Origin of the sequence: Natronorubrum thiooxidans, assembly GCF_900156475.1 — an archaeon.
Taxonomy (GTDB): Archaea; Halobacteriota; Halobacteria; order Halobacteriales; family Natrialbaceae; genus Natronorubrum; species Natronorubrum thiooxidans.
On sequence record NZ_FTNR01000013.1, the window covers coordinates 52,427 to 75,696 of the forward strand.

The 23,270-nt window shown below is 58.3% G+C and carries 19 protein-coding genes and 3 pseudogenes; 10 read left to right on the forward strand and 12 right to left on the reverse strand.

Annotated features, from left to right (window positions below; translation table 11 throughout):
* Positions 1 to 238: 238 nt before the first annotated feature.
* Both BW940_RS15925 and BW940_RS15930 read right to left on the reverse strand, forming a co-directional pair.
* Entirely contained in the window at positions 239 to 2,836 is a 2,598-nt protein-coding gene (locus tag BW940_RS15925; RefSeq protein ID WP_076610205.1) for a GcvT family protein, read from the reverse strand.
* 343 nt (positions 2,837 to 3,179) lie between these two features.
* Positions 3,180 to 3,710 (reverse strand): annotated as a pseudogene (locus BW940_RS15930) (creatininase family protein); the annotation flags it as partial.
* Positions 3,711 to 3,799: 89 nt separating this feature from the next.
* Here BW940_RS15930 and BW940_RS15935 point away from each other — a divergent pair.
* Positions 3,800 to 4,764: pseudogene (locus BW940_RS15935) on the forward strand (succinylglutamate desuccinylase/aspartoacylase family protein).
* Positions 4,765 to 4,782: 18 nt separating this feature from the next.
* Here the strand turns inward: BW940_RS15935 and BW940_RS15940 are convergent.
* On the reverse strand, positions 4,783 to 5,355 hold the full coding sequence (locus tag BW940_RS15940; RefSeq protein ID WP_076610206.1) for an anthranilate synthase component II: 573 nt from the start codon (positions 5,353 to 5,355) through the stop codon (positions 4,783 to 4,785).
* Positions 5,352 to 6,863 carry an aminodeoxychorismate synthase, component I gene (gene pabB / locus BW940_RS15945; protein ID WP_076610207.1) on the reverse strand — a complete coding sequence of 504 codons (1,512 nt, stop codon included), beginning with the start codon at positions 6,861 to 6,863 and terminating at the stop codon, positions 5,352 to 5,354. The genes BW940_RS15940 and pabB overlap by 4 nt, the downstream gene beginning before the upstream one ends.
* Positions 6,864 to 7,142: 279 nt before the next feature.
* Between pabB and BW940_RS15950 the strand changes: the two genes are divergently transcribed.
* The 3 genes from BW940_RS15950 (at position 7,143) to BW940_RS15965 (ending at position 10,043) form a co-directional block, all read left to right on the forward strand.
* On the forward strand, positions 7,143 to 8,258 hold the full coding sequence (locus BW940_RS15950; protein ID WP_076610208.1) for a hypothetical protein: 1,116 nt from the start codon (positions 7,143 to 7,145) through the stop codon (positions 8,256 to 8,258).
* Between the two features lie 221 nt (positions 8,259 to 8,479).
* Complete coding sequence (locus tag BW940_RS15960) at positions 8,480 to 9,613, forward strand: aromatic ring-hydroxylating oxygenase subunit alpha (protein WP_076610209.1); 1,134 nt, start codon at positions 8,480 to 8,482, stop codon at positions 9,611 to 9,613.
* 52 nt (positions 9,614 to 9,665) lie between these two features.
* Positions 9,666 to 10,043 carry a hypothetical protein gene (locus tag BW940_RS15965; RefSeq protein WP_076610210.1) on the forward strand — a complete coding sequence of 126 codons (378 nt, stop codon included), beginning with the start codon at positions 9,666 to 9,668 and terminating at the stop codon, positions 10,041 to 10,043.
* 60 nt (positions 10,044 to 10,103) lie between these two features.
* Here BW940_RS15965 and BW940_RS15970 read toward each other — a convergent pair whose 3' ends face one another.
* Entirely contained in the window at positions 10,104 to 10,895 is a 792-nt protein-coding gene (locus tag BW940_RS15970) for a hypothetical protein (protein WP_076610211.1), read from the reverse strand.
* A gap of 261 nt (positions 10,896 to 11,156) precedes the next feature.
* Here BW940_RS15970 and BW940_RS15975 point away from each other — a divergent pair, with 261 nt between their 5' ends.
* Both BW940_RS15975 and BW940_RS22120 read left to right on the forward strand, forming a co-directional pair.
* Complete coding sequence (locus BW940_RS15975) at positions 11,157 to 12,167, forward strand: aromatic ring-hydroxylating oxygenase subunit alpha (RefSeq protein ID WP_076610212.1); 1,011 nt, start codon at positions 11,157 to 11,159, stop codon at positions 12,165 to 12,167.
* A gap of 960 nt (positions 12,168 to 13,127) precedes the next feature.
* Positions 13,128 to 13,688: pseudogene (locus BW940_RS22120) on the forward strand (IS6 family transposase); the annotation flags it as partial.
* On the opposite strand, the gene BW940_RS22465 reads toward BW940_RS22120, so the two are convergent.
* The 5 genes from BW940_RS22465 to BW940_RS16000 form a co-directional block, all read right to left on the reverse strand.
* Positions 13,677 to 14,216, reverse strand: coding sequence for a cupredoxin domain-containing protein (locus tag BW940_RS22465; protein ID WP_076610213.1), 540 nt, complete (start codon positions 14,214 to 14,216; stop codon positions 13,677 to 13,679). The pseudogene BW940_RS22120 and the gene BW940_RS22465 sit on opposite strands and share 12 nt — an antisense overlap.
* 6 nt (positions 14,217 to 14,222) lie before the next feature.
* On the reverse strand, positions 14,223 to 15,296 hold the full coding sequence (locus BW940_RS15985) for a hypothetical protein (protein WP_076610214.1): 1,074 nt from the start codon (positions 15,294 to 15,296) through the stop codon (positions 14,223 to 14,225).
* Between the two features lie 202 nt (positions 15,297 to 15,498).
* On the reverse strand, positions 15,499 to 15,870 hold the full coding sequence (locus BW940_RS15990; RefSeq protein WP_076610215.1) for a helix-turn-helix domain-containing protein: 372 nt from the start codon (positions 15,868 to 15,870) through the stop codon (positions 15,499 to 15,501).
* A gap of 59 nt (positions 15,871 to 15,929) precedes the next feature.
* Entirely contained in the window at positions 15,930 to 16,232 is a 303-nt protein-coding gene (locus BW940_RS15995) for a hypothetical protein (protein WP_076610216.1), read from the reverse strand.
* Between the two features lie 180 nt (positions 16,233 to 16,412).
* Positions 16,413 to 17,720 (reverse strand): YncE family protein, encoded by a 1,308-nt coding sequence (locus BW940_RS16000; RefSeq protein WP_216819670.1) that lies wholly within the window; start codon positions 17,718 to 17,720, stop codon positions 16,413 to 16,415.
* A gap of 118 nt (positions 17,721 to 17,838) precedes the next feature.
* Between BW940_RS16000 and BW940_RS16005 the strand changes: the two genes are divergently transcribed.
* The 4 genes from BW940_RS16005 (at position 17,839) to BW940_RS16020 (ending at position 21,851) form a co-directional block, all read left to right on the forward strand.
* Complete coding sequence (locus BW940_RS16005) at positions 17,839 to 18,924, forward strand: DUF3179 domain-containing protein (protein WP_235847823.1); 1,086 nt, start codon at positions 17,839 to 17,841, stop codon at positions 18,922 to 18,924.
* On the forward strand, positions 18,921 to 19,538 hold the full coding sequence (locus tag BW940_RS16010) for a hypothetical protein (protein WP_076610219.1): 618 nt from the start codon (positions 18,921 to 18,923) through the stop codon (positions 19,536 to 19,538). The genes BW940_RS16005 and BW940_RS16010 overlap by 4 nt, the downstream gene beginning before the upstream one ends.
* Before the next feature lie 331 nt (positions 19,539 to 19,869).
* Positions 19,870 to 20,382 (forward strand): hypothetical protein, encoded by a 513-nt coding sequence (locus BW940_RS16015; protein WP_076610220.1) that lies wholly within the window; start codon positions 19,870 to 19,872, stop codon positions 20,380 to 20,382.
* Between the two features lie 107 nt (positions 20,383 to 20,489).
* Entirely contained in the window at positions 20,490 to 21,851 is a 1,362-nt protein-coding gene (locus tag BW940_RS16020) for a dihydrolipoyl dehydrogenase family protein (protein ID WP_076610221.1), read from the forward strand.
* Positions 21,852 to 22,400: 549 nt separating this feature from the next.
* On the opposite strand, the gene BW940_RS16025 is transcribed toward BW940_RS16020, so the two are convergent.
* Complete coding sequence (locus BW940_RS16025; protein ID WP_076610222.1) at positions 22,401 to 22,607, reverse strand: hypothetical protein; 207 nt, start codon at positions 22,605 to 22,607, stop codon at positions 22,401 to 22,403.
* Between the two features lie 87 nt (positions 22,608 to 22,694).
* Complete coding sequence (locus BW940_RS16030; RefSeq protein ID WP_076610223.1) at positions 22,695 to 23,264, reverse strand: carboxymuconolactone decarboxylase family protein; 570 nt, start codon at positions 23,262 to 23,264, stop codon at positions 22,695 to 22,697.
* Between the last annotated feature and the right edge of the window lie 6 nt (positions 23,265 to 23,270).

Below are 23,270 nucleotides of genomic sequence, written 5' to 3' on the forward strand. Positions count from 1 at the left end.
GCTTTGATTGTGTTGTAGAGAACATCGTGAGTGAGCGGAGATAGCGCCCGGAACCGGCGTGATCACGTCGGCGTTTCGTTTGGCGCTGCCTCACAGCGGTCACGAGTAGACGCTTTCGGGGGCACTGACGAGAGTAATGGACAGCAACAGTCAACGAATAGCCTCGGCTCGACTAGTCACTGAACGTAAACGACGTGGACGTGTAATGAAAAGATCGTGCTACGGTTGCCGGAGGTGACTACGACAGGACGCGTTCGCGCTCGGGATCGTACAGCGGTTCGTCACGGGCCGTCGCCGTGTATCGCTCACCCTCGTGGAGGATCTCGAGTTTAGTCCCCGGCTCGGCGTACTCGGGTGGGAGGTATGCGTAGGCGACACAGGAGCCGACGGCGTAGCCGTACTCGGCGCTGTGGACGTAGCCAAGCGTCTCGTCACCGTCGAGAACGGGTCGATCTTTGAAGACGACCGCCTCCTCGTCGTCGAGCGTCAGGCAGGCGACGTTGTGGCTGATCCGGTCGCCGTCAGCAGCCGCAACGACTGCTTCCTTGCCGATGAAGTCGGTCTCGAGGTCGACGGCGAAGCTCAAGCCGGCTTCGTATGGGTTGTGTTCGGTATGGAGGTCCTCACCCCACAGTCGGAAGCCCTTCTCGAGGCGCAGGGAGTCAAGCGCCCCGTTGCCGTACGGTCTGAGGTCGTACTCCTGTCCGGCCTCCCAGAGGTGTTCCCAAAGCCGTTCGCCGTACTCGCTTGGCGTGTACAGTTCCCAGCCGAGTTCACCCGCATAGGAGACACGAAGTGCGGTAACCGGAACGTTCTCGATGAAGATCTCCTGTGCGGAGAAGTATGGAAACGCGTCGTTCGAGAGGTCGGCTCGAGTGACCTTCTCTAAGACCTTCCGGGCCTTTGGCCCCGTGAGGACGAACGACGAGAGGTTCGATGTGACGTCCCGGACCACGACGTCGTCGGGTGCATGCTGGCTGATCCACGCAAGGTGGTTCTGTCCGACGTCACGCCCAGTTGTCAACACCAGGTATCTGTCGTCGTCAACGCGCGTGACAGTGATGTCGGCGCGAACGCCACCGTTCTCGTTGCACATGAGCGTGTAGCGAACCTGACCGACGTCGATGTCCATGTCGTTCGTACACAGGTACTGGATGAACTCATCAGCGCCCTGGCCACTGATTTCCATCTTGTTGAACGAGGTCATGTCGTGAAGGCCGACGGCGTTGCGCACGTGCATGGCCTCAGCGCCTTCGATCGGCGACCAGTACTTCGCCTCCCAGCCATCGCGATCAGGGATCTGCTCGCCGTATTTCGCCAGAAGATCCGCGTTCGAATCGAACCAGTGGGCTTCCTCCCAGCCGGCTTCCGCCCACAGTTCGGCGTCGAGCTCTTTTAATGTGTGATAGATCGAGCTCCGGCGGATGTCGCGCTGGTGGTCCGTCCAGGTCCACTTGGGATGGACGATGTTGTAGACGATCCGGTACTCTTCACCCCCAATATCGCGAGCGAAGTCCCAGCTCCCCTCGTGGGGCTGAAAGCGGTTGACGTTACAGTGTGAGAGGTCGATCGGTCCGTCTGGGAGCCGTGGCGCATCGTTTTCCATCCATTCGGCGAGGGCTTTCCCTGCGCCGCCAGCGTGGGTCACCCAGATCGCTGCCGCCGACCAGAGCCCGTCGTACTCCGCGACGGGCCCCATTATAGGCAGCCCGTTCGGGGACTCCGAGAACATCCCGTTGAACTTGTGCTCGAGTTCTTTCTCCGCCGTCGCAGGTAGCAGTTCGTCGCTGGCCTGTCGCGGTGCTTTCTCCGGGCGGTCGGGGTGGGTCGGGTTGTCCATATGGTAGTCGGAGAACTCGTGGACCGACCCCTGTTCACCATCCTCGTCGTTGCCGCCAAGCTCCTGTGGATCCGGAACGATCGACTCGTGGTTATACGAGCCGATTCCGTACGCGTCACCGTGGGTCCGGAAGTACATCGCATGATCCTGATCGCGGAGAATCGGTCGATCTGGGTCCGAAAGAAGCCGATCGGCTTTTTCTCCGGAGACATCCCGATAGTTCTCGTAGACCGGATCATCGGTGACGTCCGTGTGACTCTCGGCGAGTTCCTCGAGCGGTTCGGTGATCGTGTACTGATGTTCAACCGGGGTGACCGGCAGATGGACACCGAGCTGTTCACCGAGTTGACGCGCCCAGATGTTGGTCGCGATCACGACTTCGTTACACTCGATATCGCCGTTTTTGGTGACGACCGACTGGACCTCATCGCCGTCGACTGCGACATCATCGATCCTCGTGTGTGGAACGAACCGTGCTCCCTGCTCCATCGCGGCCTCGGCCAACGCAGCACACGCCTTTACGCCCGAGACCTGGCCATCGCTTGGCGAGTAGTAGCCACCCTGGATAACATCGCTGTCGACGAGTGGCAGTTTCTCTTCGACCTCCTCCGGCGAGAGGATTTGTGGGTCCGGGATACCCCAGGCCGTCCCTCGCTCGACGCGACGCTGGAGGTAGTCCATTCGCTCGGCAGTTCGTGCGACTTCGATGCCGCCAGTCTTGCTGTACAGTGGTTCGCCGTCATCGTCCTCGAGTTCCGAGTACAGCTTACGACTGTACATTGCGAACTTCGTGAGGACCTTGTCATCTGCCGTCTGAAACATAATCCCCGGTGCGTGGCTGGACGAGCCGCCAGTCGTGGGAAGCGGACCCTGGTCGACGACAACCACGTCGTCGCGCCCAAGTTGGGTCAGGTGGTACGCCGTGCTGCACCCGACGATCCCAGCGCCGACGATAACCGTATCTGCTTCGGCTGGCAGACTATCGTGTGTGTTCATAACTGACAATCCGATATCCCTGAGGCGGACAAATATAGTTATCGCTCACATGCATCGTTCGCAACAACATGACGGTTCTATTACTAGTAGAGTTTCGGCGGCCGAGACCGAAGATAACAGCGGAGATAAAAATAACACTGATATCATTGTGAAGTAGCTCGCCGATTGGGACTGAGACGCCGCTGGTGTTCGGTGGTCAATCGGTACCGCAGACCGTCTGAAGCCATCAGTCCGGCGCGAAACACGGCCCCCTACCGTAAGCGGCCCGAATCGAACCCCATCAGCGGTGGTCGGGTATCTCGTGGTCGCGGTCGGCGACGGTTTGCAACAGTTCGACCAGCGTCTCGGCGACCTCCTCGAGGCGTTCGTCACGGACGGTGTCGGGATTCGCATGCCGAAGCAACACGGTCTCGAGTGGCCCGCCATATCCTATACGGGAACTGTGTTCGCCGACCTCGTCGAACCACGTGACCGACACGGCGTACGCGTCATCATGCCTGCTGCTCTGGCCGGCAACCTCCTAGAGGGCAACCGTATTCCCGCCATGACCGTTAACGAGGACGAGTCGATCGAATCCGTGGTGGGCAAGGCTTCTGGCGATATCACGAACGTACGCTTTGAACGTCGACAGCGACGTCCACAGGATTCCAGTGAACTGGCTGTGTTCTTCGGCGACACCGACTGGGACCGCGGGTGTGACGACGACCGTCCCGTCGTATCGCTCGGCCGCCGCGTCCGCGATCGTCTCGGCGTTGAGCGTGTCCGTACCCAGCGGTGCGTGTGGACCGTGCTGTTCAGTGCTTCCGACAGGAAACAGCACCAGAGTCGTGTCGATCGCATCGATCTCCGTCCACGTTGCTTGCTCGAGATGCATACGACTGACTGCTGTACGGCGGTCACGTAAAACGTCACCTCCTCGAGATACGTCCAAACTTACAAGCCCTACCGAGCGGTTGAACCAATATGGAGTACGAGGACGTTACTCATACGAAGCGCGAGCGCCGCCTCGGTCGTCTGCCGTCCGGGACGGACATCACCGTGACCGTCACCGATACGAGGGCGGGATCGGGCCGACTGCGTACCTGCAGGCCGCACAGCACGGAATTGAACTCAACGGGACGGCTGCGTTGCGCCGACTTCATCATCGTCTGCTGGCCACGGATCTCGCCGGGACGGTGATCGTCGTTCCAATCGTCAACACGCTCGCGTTCGATCATGCGTCGTATGTCACGCCACAGGCGATCGATGCAGTCAATCCGAACTGCAACCGCGTCTGGCCGGGTGACGACGATGGGACCGTGCAAGAACGAATGGTCGCCACACTGTGGCAACTGATCGAGACGGCAGACCTTGTGATCGACCTGCACACTGGTACCGCAGACATGCTCGAGCACGTGCGGTTCCAGAGCGGTGACCAGGAATCGCGACGTCTTGCATCGACGTTCGGCACGGACTATCTACTGACGGGTACGGCGATCGACCACGGGGGAGAGGGGGACGAGACATTTCAGGGAAAACTTCGGACGGCTGCTGCGCGGGCCGGTATTCCGGCGATCGTCCCGGAACTCTCGAACAGTCGCCAGATCGACCACGACGCGGCACGGAGAGGTGTACGAGGGCTTCGGAACGTCCTCGGTAAACTGGGAATCATCCGTGAAGAGCCAGCAGCGACACCGCCACAGACGCTTCTCCGTCACAACGGAGGTCGTATCGGAACGGACCGGTCCGGTATCTTCGAGTCAAATCCGGATATCGAGGTTGGTGATCACGTGTCCCAGGAAGCTGAGCTGGGAACGGTGTACTGTCCGACCACATTCAAAAAACGCCAGTCCGTGACGACAACCGACGCCGGCGTCGTCTACTCGCTCACGAGAGAATCCGTCGTTACGGCCGGCGAAAAAGTCGCCTGTATCGCAGTGCAAGTGTGACAGCCAAACGCACGCGACTCAGCCGTGGACGATTGATGAACAGAAGTTCTGAACGATTCGCTTGCCTGCGTCAGTGAGAATACTCTCCGGATGAAACTGGACCCCAACGTGGGGCCGTTGAGCGTGTCGGACCCCCATGACTATCCCCCTGTCGTCGTCAGTGTGTGCCGTCTCGAAGAGTTGCGACGGCAGGTCGTTCCTGTCAATCGAAAGTGAATGGTACCGACCGACCTCAACGGGGTTCGGAACGCCGTCGTAGAGGGCAGTCCCATCGTGGCTCACCACAGACGGTTTACCGTGGACGACGTCGGGTGCGTGCCCAACTGGAACGCCGTGGGCGGTACAGAGCGCCTGGTGGCCGAGACAGACGCCGAGTGCTGGATACGCGGTTTCGGAGAAGACGTCGACGGAAACGCCGGCTTCTGCGGGGGTTCCCGGGCCAGGAGACACGACAATGCCGTCAGGATCGAGCGTTCGTATTCCGTCGACGTCGATTTCGTCATTGCGTCGTACCGTTACGTCTTCGAACTCCCCGACGTACTGGACGAGGTTGTACGCGAACGAGTCGTAGTTGTCGATAATCAGAATCATTCCACACCACCAGCTACATCAGGAACAGTTTCGACGGCGAACGACGCCTGTTCGCCGAGTGCCTCATCGACAGCCGTAACGAGTGCCCGCGCCTTGTCGAGGGTCTCATCGTACTCGCGTTCTGGGATCGAATCGTGGACGACACCGGCACCGACGCGAAGGTGATACTCGTCGGCGTGCCGGACCAGCGTCCTGATACTGATGTTCAACGTCACCCGATCGTCGAAACCGAAGATCCCAATACTCCCGGTGTACGGACCGCGACGCGTCGCCTCGAGTTCGTCGATGATCTCCATTGTTCGCGGCTTGGGTGCGCCGGTGATCGTTCCACCGGGGAACACTGCTGCAACAGCGTCAGCGAGGTTTACGTCGTCCCGAAGGCTCCCTTCGACGAGCGAGACAAGGTGCATAACCTCCGAGTACCGGTCCACACGGCGATACTCCGTCACGTCAACAGAGCCGAACTCGCTTACCTTACCGAGATCGTTACGCTCGAGATCGACGAGCATTGCGTGTTCTGCCCGTTCTTTCTCGTCGCTACGGAGATCTCTCTCCAGTTCCGTATCCGCCGTTGGGGTCTCGCCTCGAGGTCTGGTTCCAGCAATCGGTTCCGTGACAAGTTCTGATCCGGCCCCCTCGAGCAACAGCTCGGGGCTCGCGCTAATGAGATCAAGTCCCGGAAACTCGAGCAGGCCCGAGTAGGGGGCCGGGTTCACCCGTCGGGCCGCGTCGAACACGTCGACCGGGTGGGCAGCTGCTGGCGCGACCAGTCGATGAGAAATATTCGCTTGGAACGTCTCACCGTCGCGAATGTACTGTTTGACCCGCTGGACACGGTCAGCGAATGCCGCCCGTCCGCAGTCGCTCTCGAACGTCGCCCGCGCTGCAGAAGCCGGAGCCGTGTGTGTTGGCTCGCTACCGTCGATCACGGCCTGTGCCAGCGAAAGCGCCTGTTCCCGTCCAGTCTCGTAGGCAGTGGTCGGTTCATCGTCGACGATGGGACACGCCGTGATCCGGAGTTCCACGCCACCGTCTCGCGGCTCTTGCCACGCTGCGACGCGGTCAAAGATGCCCAGTTGGAGGCGCGGAAGGCCTCGTTCGTCTCTCGTCGTCGATGGCAACTCCTCGAGTTCCCGGGCGACGTCGTAGGAGAGCCATCCAAATGCACCGCATGGATATGGAACTGTGCAGGATCCGCGAACCAGCCGTTCGCGTTCCAAGAGCGCGTCAATCGCCTGAATCGATGGACTCATTGCGTCTCGATTGACCACGTTCGCACTCACCTGAATTCGTTCAACGGGGTCGACACCGAAGTATCCCCATCCCGACTGACCGCCTGTGGTTTCGAGATAGAATCCATCATGCTTCGTATCACGGACCGTTCGATAGGCATCGAAGGGGTCAGAGACCGGCAGACGTACTTCGACGGGAATTCGAACGCCAGCTGGTGCTTCCTTTGCAATCTCGACAAATGATTCTTTTTCGGTACTGATTGTTATCGTGTTCATAGCTGCCATGGCGTGGAAATCGTGGACTTCAGGCCGTGATAGCTTCCTTGCGGATCTGCCTCCACCGGAATCGATCACCGTCCCGGAAACGTTCGTCTAGGCTGAACAGGAAGAGTGAATAAAAAGATTGTGTGGTCTATGGACAGTGAACAAGAAAAATACCGCCCGAATAACTGGAATTTGACGACAACTGTAACTTAGATTCATCGCCGACTATTTAATAGTGTGAACTATTCCCCACTCAGTCTTAACCCGAACAACTGGATGATTGTAGATACCATGGTAGTAAGTGACTCGGTTGGGATGCTATCTCAAACGATCGAGGAATACGAGTCCGACGGTGGGGTGGTCCATCAGGTCGACGCAACTATTGGGGGGAACGGTGGCGAACTCAACGTCTCGGTCGATGTTGCCGTGCCGCTCTGTGGAGCGACGACGGCTCATCCGGGAACCGAACCAACACCGCAAACAGCGACACTCGAAGAGAACGGTGGATTACAGATCGAGTTTTCGCCAGCAGCCGTGCCGCCGATCGACGAGTACACGCCTTCGGGCGTGTCGAGTGTCAGAGAGTCAGTCAGCGTTATCTCGGATGGAACCATCGTCGTAACGTTCGCTCTCGAGTTCACAGATACGGAGCCGGATTCGGCTGGAATGACGGCCGACGTCGCCCCTGCACCTGACGGCAATACGGACGAAACGGTCGTGTACTCCGAACGGCCAAAGACGGATGAGAACAGAGCAGCGGCCGACATCGAAACGGCAGTATCCAGTGACGAATCGAAATCGAGGTCGCCAACCGAAGGCATGAACGCGTCCGCTCACGAACCCACACAGGACGCTAAAACGCAGACTGAAAATGAAACGGAGCACAATCACACACTGGACAGTGGAACCGAGCGCAAGCTCGCATCCGCACGTAACGACGATCTGCCACCCTACGATGACGTCGAGTATTTGCAGTGTCTGTACGACACGTTCGATACGTTCACCGCGATGGCAGACATCCTCGAGATGGATGTCGCATCCGAAACCGTTCGTCGATACATGATCGACGCTGGCGTCCACGAACCCGCATCGTACGACACGAACACCGTCGTCGAGGACGGTGCCGACGAGTCGGCTGTCGAGAACCAACTCGTCGCTGATGGGATCGGACTCCCAGAAGACATCGCAATCGACGAACTGATAGATGCGATCGAATCGTCGATGACATTGTACGACGTCCACCGAGAACTTGATCTCGAGCGGAAGCAGGCTCGTGAGCTACTGGAACAGTTGAACCTGATAGACCTCGTCACGAAGCGCCTCTACGATACAGACGAACCGGAGCGACGCCCCTCTCGGAACGAAATCGCCGAGCGGATTCGCAATAGTATCACCCCAGGACAGTAGTACTCGTTCGAACGGGCATCGATACGTCGTCCCAACAGCGACAGCGACGTAACCTGTTCACGTTCGTTCTTCGGATGCGCCGGGACATCGGTACAGCAAACCGTCCGAGTCATCACCGTCATCAAATACCAGCCTTCGGAGCTGGAAGTCTTGGTCGCTTATATTCATGTTCAATATCACTGGTGAACCATTTTTAGTAGTTGTTGTATTGTTGGTACCGTATGACACAGTGGAGCGATTCACAAACGAAAGACGTGAGCGACGATATCACGGAGCAATCGAACGCATTACCAGCGAAGTATTTTATCGAAGACGATGTCTTTGAGATGGAGAAAGAGAAGGTATTCGGCCAGTACTGGATGTACGCAGGCCACGCCAACAGCATCAAAGACCCCGGTCAGTTCTTCACTCGAACCATCGGTGACCGCCAACTGATAATCGTCCGCGACCACGATGGCAACGTCACAGCGTTCGATAACGTCTGTGCCCACCGTGGGTCGAAAATGGTCGAAGATACACCGATGACCGATCCCGCCGAAACGAGTCGGATCCGGTGTCCGTACCACCTCTGGACGTATGATCTGGAGGGAAAACTCCAGAGTACACCCAAGAGTTTCGAGGAAGCGAGTCTGAACCCCGACCTCGAGGACGAGGACGTACAGGAGTTCGATTGCGAAACGAACGGTCTCAACGACGTTCACGTCGACACCATCGGCCCATTCATCTTCGTGAACTTGAGCGACGATCCGATGCCGCTGGCCGAGCAGGCCGGCGTCATGAAAGACCGTCTCGAAGCACTCCCGCTCGAAGAGTACGAACACGCCACTCGAATCGTCTCGGAGGTCGAGTGCAACTGGAAGGTGTTCGCCAGCAACTACTCCGAGTGTGACCACTGCCAGGCCAACCACCAAGACTGGATCAAGGGCATCTCGCTCAACGAATCCGAACTCGAGGTCAACGACTACCACTGGGTACTCCACTACACCCACGAAGCGGATGTCGATGACGAGGTGCGCATCCACGACGAACGTGAGGCTCAGTTCCACTACCTCTGGCCGAACTTTACGGTCAATATGTACGGCACTGCCGACGGCTACGGCACCTACATTATCGACCCGATCGACACCGATCGGTTCCAGTTGATCGCAGACTACTATTTCCGAGACAGTGAACTCACCGAGGACGAGCGGGAGTTCGTCCGCACGAGTCGCCAGCTCCAAGAGGAGGATTTCGAACTGGTCGAACGTCAGTGGGACGGCCTCAAGACAGGAGCGCTTGCTCAGGCCCAACTCGGCCCCAACGAACACACCGTCCACCGGTTCCACCAGCTCGCTCAGGAAGCCTACAACTCGTGATCACAACAAAAGCCACCGACCGACCGAAACCAGTACACGATCGCAAAAACCTATGAGTACACAAGACCAATCACCAACACACGATCAGGCAGCATACGTCGCAACCTGTCCGGAGTGCGACGTCGAGTTCCAGACGGACATTGCGAACGAAATTATCGAGTTTTACCGCCGTCACTACCGCGTGACGGGCCACCACGTAGTGTTCGACCGTACGCAGCTGGATCTAGACGAGGAAGTCACAGGCACGGATCTCAAGGACGTCGTCTGGCAACTTCAAAACCAGTACGAAAACGGTGTTCCGATCGGCATCATCTCGGCGGTGATGAGCGAGCGAGGCACTTCGATCGGCGAGACGCTGGACGAGATTCACAAAGTGCGGATGACCGGTGGACTGTACGAACCACGGGACGACCATCTTGGTGCGTTCTAGCAGGTTTGGCTGGTAGGTTGATGCTGGGTAGCACCCGATCGGAGGGGTGTCTCGTGACGATTAATCCTCCCGTCGGGGTTCGTCGTCCTGAGACCACTTGTCCGCCGGATCAACTGGCCTGACAGCGCGGGCCAGTTCCTCCTCGGTGTACTCGCGGTCCTCGAGTTGCATACTCTGGAGGCGCCACTGGCGACTCAGTTCCGGCTCACCGTCAGGACCGACTCGTGCCCCGTGGGTTCTGAAGAAGGCCCCATCTCGGCCAAGTCGCGTTCCCTCGTAGGTATGTTGGTCGAACGCAACATCGTACTTTCCATCAGGCTCGAGTTCGTCGGCGGGGTGCTTATACCGCGGCTCACGGCCTTCCTCACGTGCGCTCGCGCGTTCTTCGGAAAGTTCGCCGAAGTAGTCGTCCGCGTGTGCAGACTCTCGAGATGACGGTGCTCGAGCAGCCGCAAGCGCAGCGTGAACTGCACAGAGACGTCCGCGCCAAGAATCTTCCGACCAGCGCTCGCGAGCCAGTTCCTCGTAGTGACTCACTACGAGCGCAACGTCGTGACCGGCACGCAGGTCTTCGACGACGTAGAGGTTGATGCGATCCCAGAAGTTCCACGCATATCCCGATCGAACCAGTTCCCACGCAGCCCACGCCGCAGTCTCCTCATCCGACCGGCGAACCGCCTTCTGGAGCAGGCTAGAAACGGTATATCGGTTCACCCCCGATTTCGTCTCGTTTTCCGCAAGTTCGTCGCCGAAGTCGGTACGAGCGGCCTCTGAACTGTCGTCCGTGTCGTCGGACTCGTCTGTCTGGAGTTCGCCGCCGGAGCCGAACCGTGCCTGTTTTCGGTCGTCCATACACATACTGTCGACCGAGCCAATTTACAGTTTGGTGGTCTACGGCGGCTATATGTAACAACTGAAACGGATTCCACACTACTCGCACAGCTGTCGTACGATCGGTATGCAGGGACTGTCAGTGGCTGCTATACTGATCGCCAACGGATCGATCACATCGCCCGACGACTTCTATCAGCCTGCTTAGGAACTGAGATTATATAACAGTATGCTATATCACTGGCCAACCCTTTTTGCGAATTTACTCAATTGTGGTACCGTATGACCCAATGGGATAGCGCTCAGACGAAGCCAGTAAGCCCAGACATCACGGCGAAATCGAACGCATTACCAGCGAGGTACTTTACCGAAGACGACGTCTTCGAGATGGAAAACGAGAAGATATTCGGCCAGTACTGGATGTACGCAGGCCACGCCAACAGCATCAAAGACCCCGGTGAGTTCTTCACTCGGACTATCGGCAACCGAGAGTTGCTCGTTGTTCGAGCCAATGATGGCACCGTTCGTGCCGTCAAAAACGTCTCAGCCCGCGACGGTTCAGCGATCGTGACTGACGTCCCGATGACTGATCCCGAACACATCGATCTCGATGAACTCGACAGCGCAGACGACGTCCACGTCGATAGTATCGGACCGTTACTGTTCGTGAACCCTCGTGACGATCCGATGCTGCTGGCCGAGCAGGCTGGCGTCATGAAAGACCGACTCGAGGCACTCCCACTCGAAGAGTACGAACATGCGTGTCGGATCAGTTCAGAAGTCGAATGTAACTGGAAGGTGTTCGCCAGCAACTACTCCGAGTGTGATCACTGCCAGGCCAACCATCAGGATTGGATCAAGGGTATCTCGCTCGACGAATCTGAACTCGAGGTCAACGATTATCACTGGGTACTCCACTACACCCACGAAGCGGATATCGATGACGAGGTGCGCATCCACGACGAACGTGAGGCTCAGTTCCACTACCTCTGGCCGAACTTTACGATCAACATGTACGGCACTGCCGACGGCTATGGGACCTACATTATTGATCCGATCGACACCGATCAATTCAGACTTATTGCAGACTACTATTTCCGAGACAGTGAACTCACCGAAGACGAACGAGAGTTCGTCCGCACGAGTCGCCAGCTCCAAGAGGAGGATTTCGAACTGGTCGAACGTCAGTGGGACGGCCTCAAAACAGGAGCGCTTGCTCAGGCCCAGCTCGGACCCAACGAACACACTGTCCACAAATTTCATCAACTCGCCCAGGAAGCCTACAATTCGTAGCGACTCGCATACGGTCTGCTGTACCGAGTTACCGCTGATCACCAGAGAGGGAGTCGGTTATCAGCAGTAACGGATTATAACAGTCCGTGTCAGTATTTCAGAATGCATTCTCAGCTAACTGTTTAACACGTTGCCGATACCCAAGTCGATCGCGATCGAGGTGCAGTCTCAGTCGACTCAAAACAACACCGACTGGAGTTATCGGAACAGACGCCTACAGGTCAAACCCTTCCTCTCGGAGACTCTCTTCGATATCATCAAGATTTTGCATTCCAGCGAGACAAATATCGCCGTCTCCACGGCATGTATACAACCATTATTCATTTCGAATAAGCGCTATTACTGTAGAGACGTAACTATCTCTAATGAGAGCAAGCAACAAAATTCACAATCAAAACACCCGAGAGAAATTGACTCTCTTCTGTTTCGAGTGCGATCACGAGGGAGAGATACCCAAAGACTGGCTCGAAGTTCAGAACGACAGCGTTCGTTCCCTCATTTGTCCCAGTTGTGGAGCGAAGATCGATCAGCGAACGTCTCGACACCCCCGTCCGCCTGCAGAGGCAGATTAGTAACGACGCTCGATGAAATATAAATAGAATTGTATTTTTCGGAGCCACAGTTGTGCTAGACACACGTTCTGCACCCTACTGCTTCGTATATAACACGTTCTATGACAAAAAAGAGCGTATGTCGGCACCGCCTCAGTCGGTCGAATCACTTGACGCTTCAACGGTGTTTGAATACCACAACCTCACGTCACCGACCGTAAACAGTAGGAACAAATACTATTTTATAATAGTTTGAATGTTTTGAAATTCCAACGTTGTGAATAGTGCTAGCCAGTTACCAGCGGGACGGCGACGAAACGAATTCGACGCCAGCTACGGCGGTCAACGGCGGTCAACGACAGTGTTTAGATAATGATAAAAAGGGAGAAGTCACATTTTCTGAATATCTATACCCGAAAACGCGTGTCTCGGTAGTAGTCTCAGCCAGACCGACCTGGATTTTGTATAGCGAGAAGCGACATCGCGACTGATAAAATTGAGTATTCAGCTATCTCTAGCAAAACTTTCTCTTTCAAATACTATCTCTATTTTTGAGAGAGTTACTGTCGAGCGTGCTCGATTGACTGTCCATAATTGGGTCCACAAGGCCAATCTACAGCTGGCAGATGAATGATCATCGGACCACATTGCGGTTGACGAAACCGTGATCCAACTGAACGACGAGAAGTGTTAGCTGTACGCCGCTGTCGATCCACAAACAAACAAATTACTGTATACAAAGCCCGAAGCGACGATAGCGAAGAATTTCGCTTATTTGTTTCTCACTGAATTTAGCGAGGAATACGAGGTCGACGACGCCGTGTTTCTTGTCGATGATTCGTACTCGTTACAAGATACGTATCATCGGCATGGCTTCGATTTCAGATGCGAAAAACACGGAAATCGGAACGCCATCAAATATGTCTTCAGAAATATATATTGCCGAACTATCGTATTTTCAAACTATTTCGAGTGTTCCATCCATGAAGCCGGCGTGTGGCTCACAGTAGTAGTGCTGCGTTCCGGGTTCGTCGGCGTTCCATTCGTAACTGTCCCCCTCAGTCGAGACAGTTTCTCGGAAGGCACCGCTTGGTGACTTCTGCTCGAGTGAGTCTGTCGACGTGATCGTATGGAAGATATCGTGGGTGCTAATCCAGCGGACGGTCGTCCCCGCATCGATCTGCACGTGGTCGGGTCTGAACGCGAACGCGCCGTCGTCGCTTTCCTCACCATCGACCAGTTCGATTTCGATGGTCTCTTCGCCCGTCATGTCGACGAGTACGTCGCTTCCGTCATCGGCGTCGGCTGTCTCATCCGTCGCCGACGAATCGTCGTCCGAGTCGTCACTCTCGGCCGGTTCAGCATCATCGGTAGCCTCATTGGTCTCGTCAGTCTCGGAGTCGAGACAGCCAGCGAGCGCTGAGACAGCAACGACCGTGGCGGTTCCAGACCGACGGAGCAGTTTCCGTCGCGTCCACTCTGAACGCTTCGTTCCCATGTGCACTCACTCCAGTGGCGTCGGCATGAAGTTCCGATCGACACCGACCGCAACGTCACCCCACGGCATCTCGAGTGGCCGAACGGCGTGGTGGACGAGCCAGTAGCCGTGTTGGCCCTCCTGGCCGCCGTGGCCGCCATCCCAGGACTCGGCGTTCCATTTGTGGAAGTGCGTGAAGTCGTCCTCGTGGGGCTGACTTTCCGCTGTGAATTCACCACGGACGCCGATACCGTAGTAGATGAGGTCGCTTGCCTCCCTGAGATCCGGTTCATCGAAGTGGAGGAAGACGAACACGTCCTCGGTAACCCATTTGGCGATATGGGCTGGCACGTTCGGATACCCGTCTTCGGCCTGTCCGCCTTCGAAGGGCTCGTCGTCGAAGAGTTCGATCAGCGTCTCGATATCGTCGTCATCGAGCCCGCCCTGCCCCTCGATCTCGAAATCCGCCACCGAGTCGCCGTCGAACGCTGCCGGCGGCGTGGGCATGAACTCGTAGTCGACGCCGGGTTCGGTTTCGCCGAAGGGGCTCTCGAACTCGTCGACAGCAATGTGCGTGAGCCAGTAGCCTTCGTCGCCGACCTCGCCGCCGTGCCCGCCGTCCCAGTCATCCGCCTCGTACTGGTGGAAATGCGTGAACTCCGGACCAGGCTGGCCCGCTTCCGAGAAGACGCCCTTGGTTCCGACACCGACCCAAAGCAGGTTGTTCGCCTCTTCGGGATTCGGCTCGTCGAAGTGGAGGAAGATGAACGTGTCGTCGCTTACCCACTTCGTCACGTGTGACGGCGTAAACGGATCGCTCTGTTCACCCTGGAACACTCTGTCGTCGAACGCGTCGACGAGTGTCCGGATTTCGTCGTTTGTCAGTGCAGCACCGGTCGGCGCTGGCTCGAGGTTTGGATCCTCGCTGTCAGCGCCACTCGTACCGTCATCCATATCGTCGGCTCCGGTACCGTCGTCGGATTCGGCTGGCTCATCGGACTCCTCATCACCCAGACAGCCCGCGACTGCAAGCGCCCCACTCGCACCTAGCACCTGCAGCAATCGACGGCGGTCGACGGACCGTGATACATTGGTTGGCATACGAGTAGATGATTGGGAGAGTAGAAGTTGAGGGTATCTCGGGAGTGTATTACCGCCGCCGTACCGCGAGAGGATTATATAGACCCCGGTCCTCGCTGTACGTCCCATCGCGCGACGACCACGTGTAGAAGTGGAACCCGGGTCAGCTGTCGCTATCGCGGCTCACGAGTTGGCAGTCCGTACCTACTCGAGCGCGTCTTCGTCACGGATCGAACGACTCGATCCGCTCGTGGACCTGTGTCGCCCACCGATCGACTGTGTCGTGCATCAGGGCTTTGGCGTCCGGGATCGGCGTCGGAAAATACTGATAGACGTATCCACCACCGTCCAGGATCTTTCGGTCACGCTCGATCAGTTTCTTCTCAGAGAGTGTCGACAGGGAGCGATTCACGCTGCTTCGGTCGCGGTCTAGCTCGTCAGCGAGTTCGGTTACCGTGCTACCGGGTAGCTCGAGCAGCGCGAAGTACGTACGTCGTTCGTGGGCGTGGATTCCGAACACGCACTCGAGAACGCGGTCGAACTCCGGGTCGTCGATACGCATTAGCTCGTCTAGCTCCGGGTCGGGATCCGTCATTTCGGCTCATCCCTCCGAGTGTCTGATGTCATGCGTAGGTATGTATCGGTACTGATGATCTATTTTGGGTTGTGACTGTCGCTGCGGCCGGATAACTCGAGTTCGTCCTCGCGGCTGGATTCGCCCTCCGGCTTGGCGAGTCGATATCGCTCGAGACAGGTTCGCATTTCCGCTTCGGTGTCGTATGTGAGCAGTTTGACCGGTGTATCACAGTAGTACGTCTCGTTTCGTTTCCGAATAGCCATTCGAATCGGTTTGCCAAGAAACTCGATTTCGATGACGATACGACTGCCAGCATCGACCGCGTCGATGATCTCCGTGGCGGTCAAATCCTTCCGTTCGATGTAGTGTGTGTCTGTCATTGTACAAAGTGGTCCGAATGGTGGCTGCCAGTAGTTGTCTCTCTTTTCGTACGCGGTCCATCGTTATAAACATTGCAAACGGAACCGGACGCTCTTCGAACGAGCAGTGCCGTCGCGCGGTACATCGGGACGACACTCGCAAGCGTCGAAGAGACCGACACCGACTGACGAGAGTCCGTATCAGCCACAGTAACAGTTGTCGTCGGGACAGAACGTCGGCTCTCGCTCGCCAACTGTGAGTCCGAGGGACGCAAGCGAACTCTGGATCCGCTGGCTGGGAGTCGTCTCCGGTCGGACCATCCCACCGACGGCACCAGTCGGGGACTCCCCAGTCTCGATCGTCGTAAGCAACTCCCGCTGGGCGTGGTCGATTACGGCCACGTGGTTTGCTGTCTGCACCGGGACGTACAGCTTTTCACGAGATGGACCCCACGCACCTGAAATCGCGCTTCCACCGACGTCGATGTCTCGCACGACCGCTCGCTCCTCGAGGTCGATCACTGTGACCGCGTCGATCGCCGGCGTGAAGAGATAGGCGACGTCGCTGTCGGGACTGACTTCACTCGTGATCGGGGGTGCCGATAACCCATCATCGCGGGTAATGCGTTCCAGCTCCACTGGCTGTTCGGGAGTCGAGATATCCCAGATGCTTTCGGAACCCTCGCGCGGAATCGCCGGATCGGAGCCCAGTTCGCCCTCGCCGTTTTCAACCAGGAGATACTCGCCGTCGAACGACGCCGTCGTCATAAACGGGAGCACGTTCCCGCGATCGGCTGGATCGCCGACGTCGACTCGACGGACGATTTCGAACGGATCGACGCGAACGACGCTTATCGTCTCGTCTGCGATATTCGGGACGAACGCGTACTCACCGTCGGGAGTGAGTGTCATATCACACGGGCCTGCGTAGCCGACCTCGAGTTCGCCCGTGACCTCGCCGAACGTGTCGCTCTCCCGATCAGCGTCGATTCGAACGAGAACGTGGTCGTCTGGATCTGCCGGGTCGGGATCCAACGTCGTCGTCCCGCCGCTTGCGACGAGCAGCTGGGTCTCGTCCGGTGTCAGATTGGGGTAGTTCGGCCCAAATCCCGTCTCGATCGTCGCGACCTCGTCTACCGTTTGCTGATCGAGGGCTTTGACGCCGCCCGAGACGTTGAGCCAGAGCGTGTCGTACGTCGAATCGATGCCGGTCCCGTACTGATTGGCCGGGAACGACGCAGTCGTGCCGATGAAGACAGTCTCGATCACCTCGTCAGTATCCACATCGATGAGACTCAGCGTTCGATCACCGGTGTTGAACACGTACATCGTCGGTGCCCGTTGCCCGCCCGCCTCAGAAAGACATCCGGCCAACGTTGCAGTCGCCCCAACGGCGGCCGATGACTGCAGTACTCTGCGTCGGTCGATCCCGTTTCGGAACGGATCCCGTGCCGTTGCGTTCGTTCGACCGCCGTCCGTTTCGGTGTCAGTCTCCTGAGTGCGGGCCACACCTGTGTGTTCTATCGCCCGAGACTAAACACTGTCTCGCGGCTATGCGTTCGGCACACACAACCGACGGCAGGTTATCTGGGATGGGATCCTGCTAGTCCCTATGCGAGACAGTCACATGACAAACGGCATATCCAGACGGCGCGTTCTCGGCGCGACGGGTGCTGTCGGTCTCTCTGCACTGGCAGGCTGTCTCGGTGGCCCCAGTATCCTCGAGCGCGGAACAAACGACGAATCCACGTCGATGAGTGGCCCACCGACAGCTGATCGGTCGCTCCCCGAGGAGTACACGGCCGACGAACTCGAGGCCGCGAGTCTCTCCGGCGGGCCGGGACAGGACGGCATTCCCTCCATCGACGAGCCGCAATTCGCCTCCGCCGACGATCCACCGGCGACCCTTGAGGCGGACGATCCGGTCTTCGGCGTCGAAATGGACGGCGAAGCGAAGGCCTATCCCCAGTACATTCTCGTCTGGCACGAAATCGTCAACGACGTCGTCGGCGGCGAGCCGGTCGCGGTCACGTACTGTCCCCTGACCGGGACGGCACAGGGCTTTTATCGCGGCGAGAGCGAATTCGGCGTCTCCGGCCAACTGATCAACAGCAATCTCGTCATGTTCGACCGCGGGACAGAGACGTGGTGGCCCCAAATACTTGCGTGGGGACTCAACGGCCCGCTCGAGGGGGCATACCTCGAGGAGTTTCAGGTAACCTGGACGACGTGGGGACGATGGCGCGAGCAGTATCCGGAGACGGTCGTGCTCACGGAGGAGACCGGCCACATTCGTAATTACGGTGACGACCCCTATGGAGAGTACAATCCCAGAAGCGGGTATTACGACAACGAGAACACGCTGTTTACTCCGTTGGCGACGGACGACCAGTTCCCACCGAAGGCGGTCGTCATCGGGATGCGAAACGCCGACGGCGCGATGGCCGTCCCCAAGGAGACGCTCCGCGATCAACTGGTCATCGAGGGGACAGTAAGCGACGTTCCGTACGTGACCGTCTACGACGAGGCGCTCGATACGGGCTACGTGTATCACAATCCCGCCACGGAGGCAGTCGAATACGACGACGGGACGTTCACTGTCGATGGCGACGAGTACGACCCGGATGCGCTGCCACTCGAGCGCGAGATCGCGTTCGACGCGATGTGGTTCGCGTGGTTCGGCTACTATCCGTCGACGGTGGTGCACGAATGAGCACGGATACCCGGTTCAGCCCAAATCTGAAGCGCCGACTCGACGAGACGGGAGCTGCGACGGCGCTCGTTGTTCGCCGAGGCGACTCGCTGTCGGTCGCAGTCGGCATCGCGATCGTCTACCTCGCCGTTTTTCTCTGGGCGATCGGTGACCTCGCCTTCCGACCGGACGTAGCGGCGAATCTGATCGTGGTCGACGAGCCGCTGGTCCGAATGTTCGACCGAACCGGCCCGGCATCGTTCGAGGCTGTTGCACTTCTCGACACCGGTGTCGTTCGCGTGCTGGTGTCGCCAGTCAACGTGGCGATCGGGCTCGTGATCGCTGGGCTCGTCGGCCTCAACCTCGGGCTGACCTATCTCGCGGTCGTCCAGCCGGCAGCCTGCGGGATCGGCGCGGGATCCGGGCTGTTCGCGTCGGTGCCCGCACTACTATCTGGAACGGTGTGCTGTGGCCCCGTCATCTTGATCGCACTTGGCATTCAGGCGAGTGGCCTTCTGTTGACTATGTTCGCGTGGCTGTTGCCGCTCGGCGTTGTCCTGATGCTGCTGAGTCTCGTGTACGTTTCCGGACGGATCGACGTTGCCGGCGCTTCAGGCGAGACGCCATCGCTGTAAACCACCGCCGTGAGCCGATCGCCTGTGTGACGTAATTGCGGACTCGCCTGTGTGATGTCATTACAGTCACATTATCTCGATGGGTGTTCGTAGCCAACGCCCAACCGGATAACATTCATACAGGTGTAAAACATCGAAATGTGAGGAGACTTACATGACGATCGGGTTTCAGGCTTCGTGTGGGTGATTAGCATAGTTCGAGTGGCGAGCATGATGAGAGTCTGGCCCAGTTCTCGTTCGTATGCGGAACCGTCCGGCTGTAGAACTCCTGTCGCCACACTTTCGAGAGTTGAACCAAACTCGATTTATTGGCCTACTACGGACAGGCCGTATGGAACAGCGGAGTGCATCCGAACTAGCTAACGGGATTTCGAGACGAACCGTACTCGCTACTGCAACTGCCATCGGCGGCGGCACGCTCGCTGGGTGTATCAGCGACAGCGGCGACGGCGCATCGGACGACACCCACAGTGATGACGGCGATCACGACCACGACGAAAACAGCGAAACCGACGAGGACAGCGAGTTGGCAACCGAACTCGCAGCGGAGATGGTCGACGCCATCGACGACGAACTCTCGGTCTCCGGCTGGGAATTAAACGGGATGTTCGTTCCAGACTACACCGACAGCGGTGGCCCTGAGGCCGACATCGAAATCCTCGGACCTGCCTACGCCGACATCGTCGATCAGGGGTTCGATCGGCGAGCGATGCCGACCGCTCGTGATGACGATGGGAGTGTCGATTTCATGGTCTTTCTCGAACCCGAGTGGGCTCGGGAGTATCTCGACGGCAACTGGACAAAAGCGGAGTATTACGCGGAAATCGCCGACTCCGAACACTAGCACTGGATGTTCGAGCAGCCGCTTTGCACCGCTGTCTCGTCGGTCGTGTCTCGGTGGTGAACACCCCCGGTCGCTATTTATACCTTGCCGAAGTCGATACCGGTGGAATGACCGATTTTGAGCTCATCGTCATCGGTGGTGGCACAGCCAACAACGTCGCCGCGGCGGCAGCGGAGCACGGCCTCGAGACCGCGCTCGTCGAACCCGGGCCGCTCGGTGGCACCTGTCTCAATCGCGGCTGTAACCCATCGAAAATCCTGATTCAGGCCGCAAACGCGGTTAGCCACGTCCGGGACGCAGACCAGTTTCACGTCGATGCCAGTCTCGAGGGCATCGACTGGGAACGTGTCGTCGACGAGATGGACGACCTGCTGGGCGGGATCGCCTCGGATATGGCAGCCCGCTACCGGAACATGGAGGGGCTCACGCTGTTCGAAGAGCGAACACAGTTCGTCGACGAACGGACGGTCGAACTCGACGGGCAGGCGGTAACCGGTGAAAAGATCGTCGTTGCAACGGGAAGTCGGCCCGTCGTGCCGCCGATCGACGGCCTCGAGGAGATCGACTATCTGACGAGCAAGGAGGCGCTGTACCTGACCGAGCCGCCGGAGAGTCTCGTCATCCTCGGCGGTGGCTACATCGCCGTCGAACTCGGCTACGTGTTCGACTCGATCGGCACAGACGTCACCATCATCGAAAAGAACGACTCGCTCGTCTCACGTGAGGACGAAGCGGTCGCCACGACCCTGACGGAAATCGCAAGCGATCGCCACGACGTCCACACTGGCCATCTGGTGACAGCAGTCGAGGAGATCGGAGACGAGTACCGCGTCCACGCTGAGACCGACGACGGTGAGACGCTCGCTGTCGATTGGTCGGACGTTCTCGTTGCCCTCGGCCGACGGCCGAACACCGACGCGTTGAACCTCGAGGCAACCAGCATCGAGGTCGACGACCGTGGCTTTATCGAAACGGACGACTATCTCGAGACGACCGCCGAAAACATCTGGGCGCAGGGCGACGTGGCTGGCAACGCGCTGTTCAAACACTCCGGCGACTACGAGACACGCCACGTGATCGATACCGTCGTCCACGACGACCGCCGCCAGCTCGATCTCACGGCGATGCCACACACGATCTTTACCGAGCCCCAGATCGCTGGCGTTGGAGCCACCGAAGCGGAACTCGAGGACGCTGGCCGTGAGTACATCGTCGGTCGCGCTGACTACGCCGACTCGGCGATGGGGCGAGCGAAGAAACTCGAGGACGGCTTCGTGAAAGTGCTCGCGACACCTGACGGCGAGATCCTGGGCTGTCACATTATCGGCTACGAGGCGTCGATGCTGATCCACGAGGCAGTCGTCGCGATGCGAACCGGCGCCAGCGTCGACGAGGTGGCGAACACGATTCATGCCCACCCGACGCTGGGCAAAGTCGTTGAAGCCGCGTTCAGGGACGTCTCGATCTGATGAGAAACATCGAGATTGACCAGAATCAACAGTCCCGGACGTTATATGCGGAGCAGGCGCAATACCACGGTGTTTACGCCGTGGATACGCGCCGTCACTCCGTGTCACGTTCTACTGACGATAGCATAGTTGGACTTTCCAATCCGTACTTTCAAGTTGGGGGAACTCTTTCTCAGAAGTAAGGTCAGGTCGGAACGGAGCGGATTCCGAACGACCGTCGGAGGCGGTCCACCCGCCATCTAACGAGGCAATATCCGAAACGCCGATGCGGTGAACGCGAATCCTTGAAGGGTTCGTCACTGTGCCCGTCGGTCGAGCACGCCCACGATAACTCCGAGTCCGTTGACGCGTCAGCGACTCCTTGCTGGCAAAAACAACAGATGGGGACCACGACGCCGAGGATAGGAGTACCGGCGGTTTGGCACCGCCAGTCAGCCACCGACCACGACGACTGGGTTAAACGGGTTCCCGTAAAGTGACGGCGTCCCTGGTTGCAAACCTGAAACTCCCACCGCTCGGGATTCCTCCGCCTCCAGGCGGAGGAGGATGTCAATCGGAGGACCACTCGCAGACGTTGCCTGCAGTCAGGTCGCTCTCGTCGATGTGCGCTGACAGACACGCGTAGTTGCAGAAGTACGTCGGCGAGCCACAGTCGGCGGTGCAGTCGCGCACACAGATGGGATCGTGATCGAAGATCCGCGACTCGCAGTACGCACAGGACGCATCCACACTCGGTGTCGTAATTGTCGTCGACATACACACAGTGACATGGACGAGCGACGAAAGTGTTCCGCCCGCAACACCCGAAATCGTCCGTTCAGGTGTCTGGAGCGACCGAATTGACTATGATGAGTCCCCGTCGAAAAGCCGGGCGACCGCCTCGTCGTCGGGCGTCCAGCCAACGAACTCGCCGCCTTCGAACGGGAGGTCGACCGAGGCGATGTAGTTACAGAGACCGACGTAGAAATCGATGAGCAGCCCGGCGACGACGATTTCGGCCGGCGAATACTCGCGAGCCAGCGCGTCGTGAATCTCGTCCGTCACCGTTCCCGATTCGACGGCTCGAGCGTACTGGAGCAAGACGTACTCAGTGTCGTCGAACAGCGAGAAGTCGTCGCCGCCGATCGCCCGCATCTCCTCGAGTGTAACACCCTTCTCGCGAGCGATGTCGACGTGCTGGTGCCACTCGTAGCGCGCGCCACGCGCTCGAGCGACAGTGAGGATGACCAGCTCTTTTCGTCGCTGGCCAAGCTGGTCGTAGAGCGTGTTCAGATACTCGAGGGTTGCCTCGAGCACCTCGGGGTTGTGCGCCCACGCACGGAAGATGTGGCGGTCGCCGAGATACTCGTCGGTGAACAGGTGGTGATACGCCTCGGGAATGTCGTCGAGTTCGAGTAGTGGTAGTCGTGACATTGTGGT

Bases quoted from the DNA above. Each gene is read 5' to 3' on its own strand.
- BW940_RS15925 (WP_076610205.1), bottom strand. From the start codon at position 2,836: ATGAACACACACGATAGTCTGCCAGCCGAAGCAGATACGGTTATCGTC.
- BW940_RS15940 (WP_076610206.1), bottom strand. From the start codon at position 5,355: ATGATTCTGATTATCGACAACTACGACTCGTTCGCGTACAACCTCGTC.
- pabB (WP_076610207.1), bottom strand. From the start codon at position 6,863: ATGAACACGATAACAATCAGTACCGAAAAAGAATCATTTGTCGAGATT.
- BW940_RS15950 (WP_076610208.1), top strand. From the start codon at position 7,143: ATGGTAGTAAGTGACTCGGTTGGGATGCTATCTCAAACGATCGAGGAA.
- BW940_RS15960 (WP_076610209.1), top strand. From the start codon at position 8,480: ATGACACAGTGGAGCGATTCACAAACGAAAGACGTGAGCGACGATATC.
- BW940_RS15965 (WP_076610210.1), top strand. From the start codon at position 9,666: ATGAGTACACAAGACCAATCACCAACACACGATCAGGCAGCATACGTC.
- BW940_RS15970 (WP_076610211.1), bottom strand. From the start codon at position 10,895: ATGGACGACCGAAAACAGGCACGGTTCGGCTCCGGCGGCGAACTCCAG.
- BW940_RS15975 (WP_076610212.1), top strand. From the start codon at position 11,157: ATGACCCAATGGGATAGCGCTCAGACGAAGCCAGTAAGCCCAGACATC.
- BW940_RS22465 (WP_076610213.1), bottom strand. From the start codon at position 14,216: ATGGGAACGAAGCGTTCAGAGTGGACGCGACGGAAACTGCTCCGTCGG.
- BW940_RS15985 (WP_076610214.1), bottom strand. From the start codon at position 15,296: ATGCCAACCAATGTATCACGGTCCGTCGACCGCCGTCGATTGCTGCAG.
- BW940_RS15990 (WP_076610215.1), bottom strand. From the start codon at position 15,870: ATGACGGATCCCGACCCGGAGCTAGACGAGCTAATGCGTATCGACGAC.
- BW940_RS15995 (WP_076610216.1), bottom strand. From the start codon at position 16,232: ATGACAGACACACACTACATCGAACGGAAGGATTTGACCGCCACGGAG.
- BW940_RS16005 (WP_235847823.1), top strand. From the start codon at position 17,839: ATGACAAACGGCATATCCAGACGGCGCGTTCTCGGCGCGACGGGTGCT.
- BW940_RS16010 (WP_076610219.1), top strand. From the start codon at position 18,921: ATGAGCACGGATACCCGGTTCAGCCCAAATCTGAAGCGCCGACTCGAC.
- BW940_RS16015 (WP_076610220.1), top strand. From the start codon at position 19,870: ATGGAACAGCGGAGTGCATCCGAACTAGCTAACGGGATTTCGAGACGA.
- BW940_RS16020 (WP_076610221.1), top strand. From the start codon at position 20,490: ATGACCGATTTTGAGCTCATCGTCATCGGTGGTGGCACAGCCAACAAC.
- BW940_RS16025 (WP_076610222.1), bottom strand. From the start codon at position 22,607: ATGTCGACGACAATTACGACACCGAGTGTGGATGCGTCCTGTGCGTAC.
- BW940_RS16030 (WP_076610223.1), bottom strand. From the start codon at position 23,264: ATGTCACGACTACCACTACTCGAACTCGACGACATTCCCGAGGCGTAT.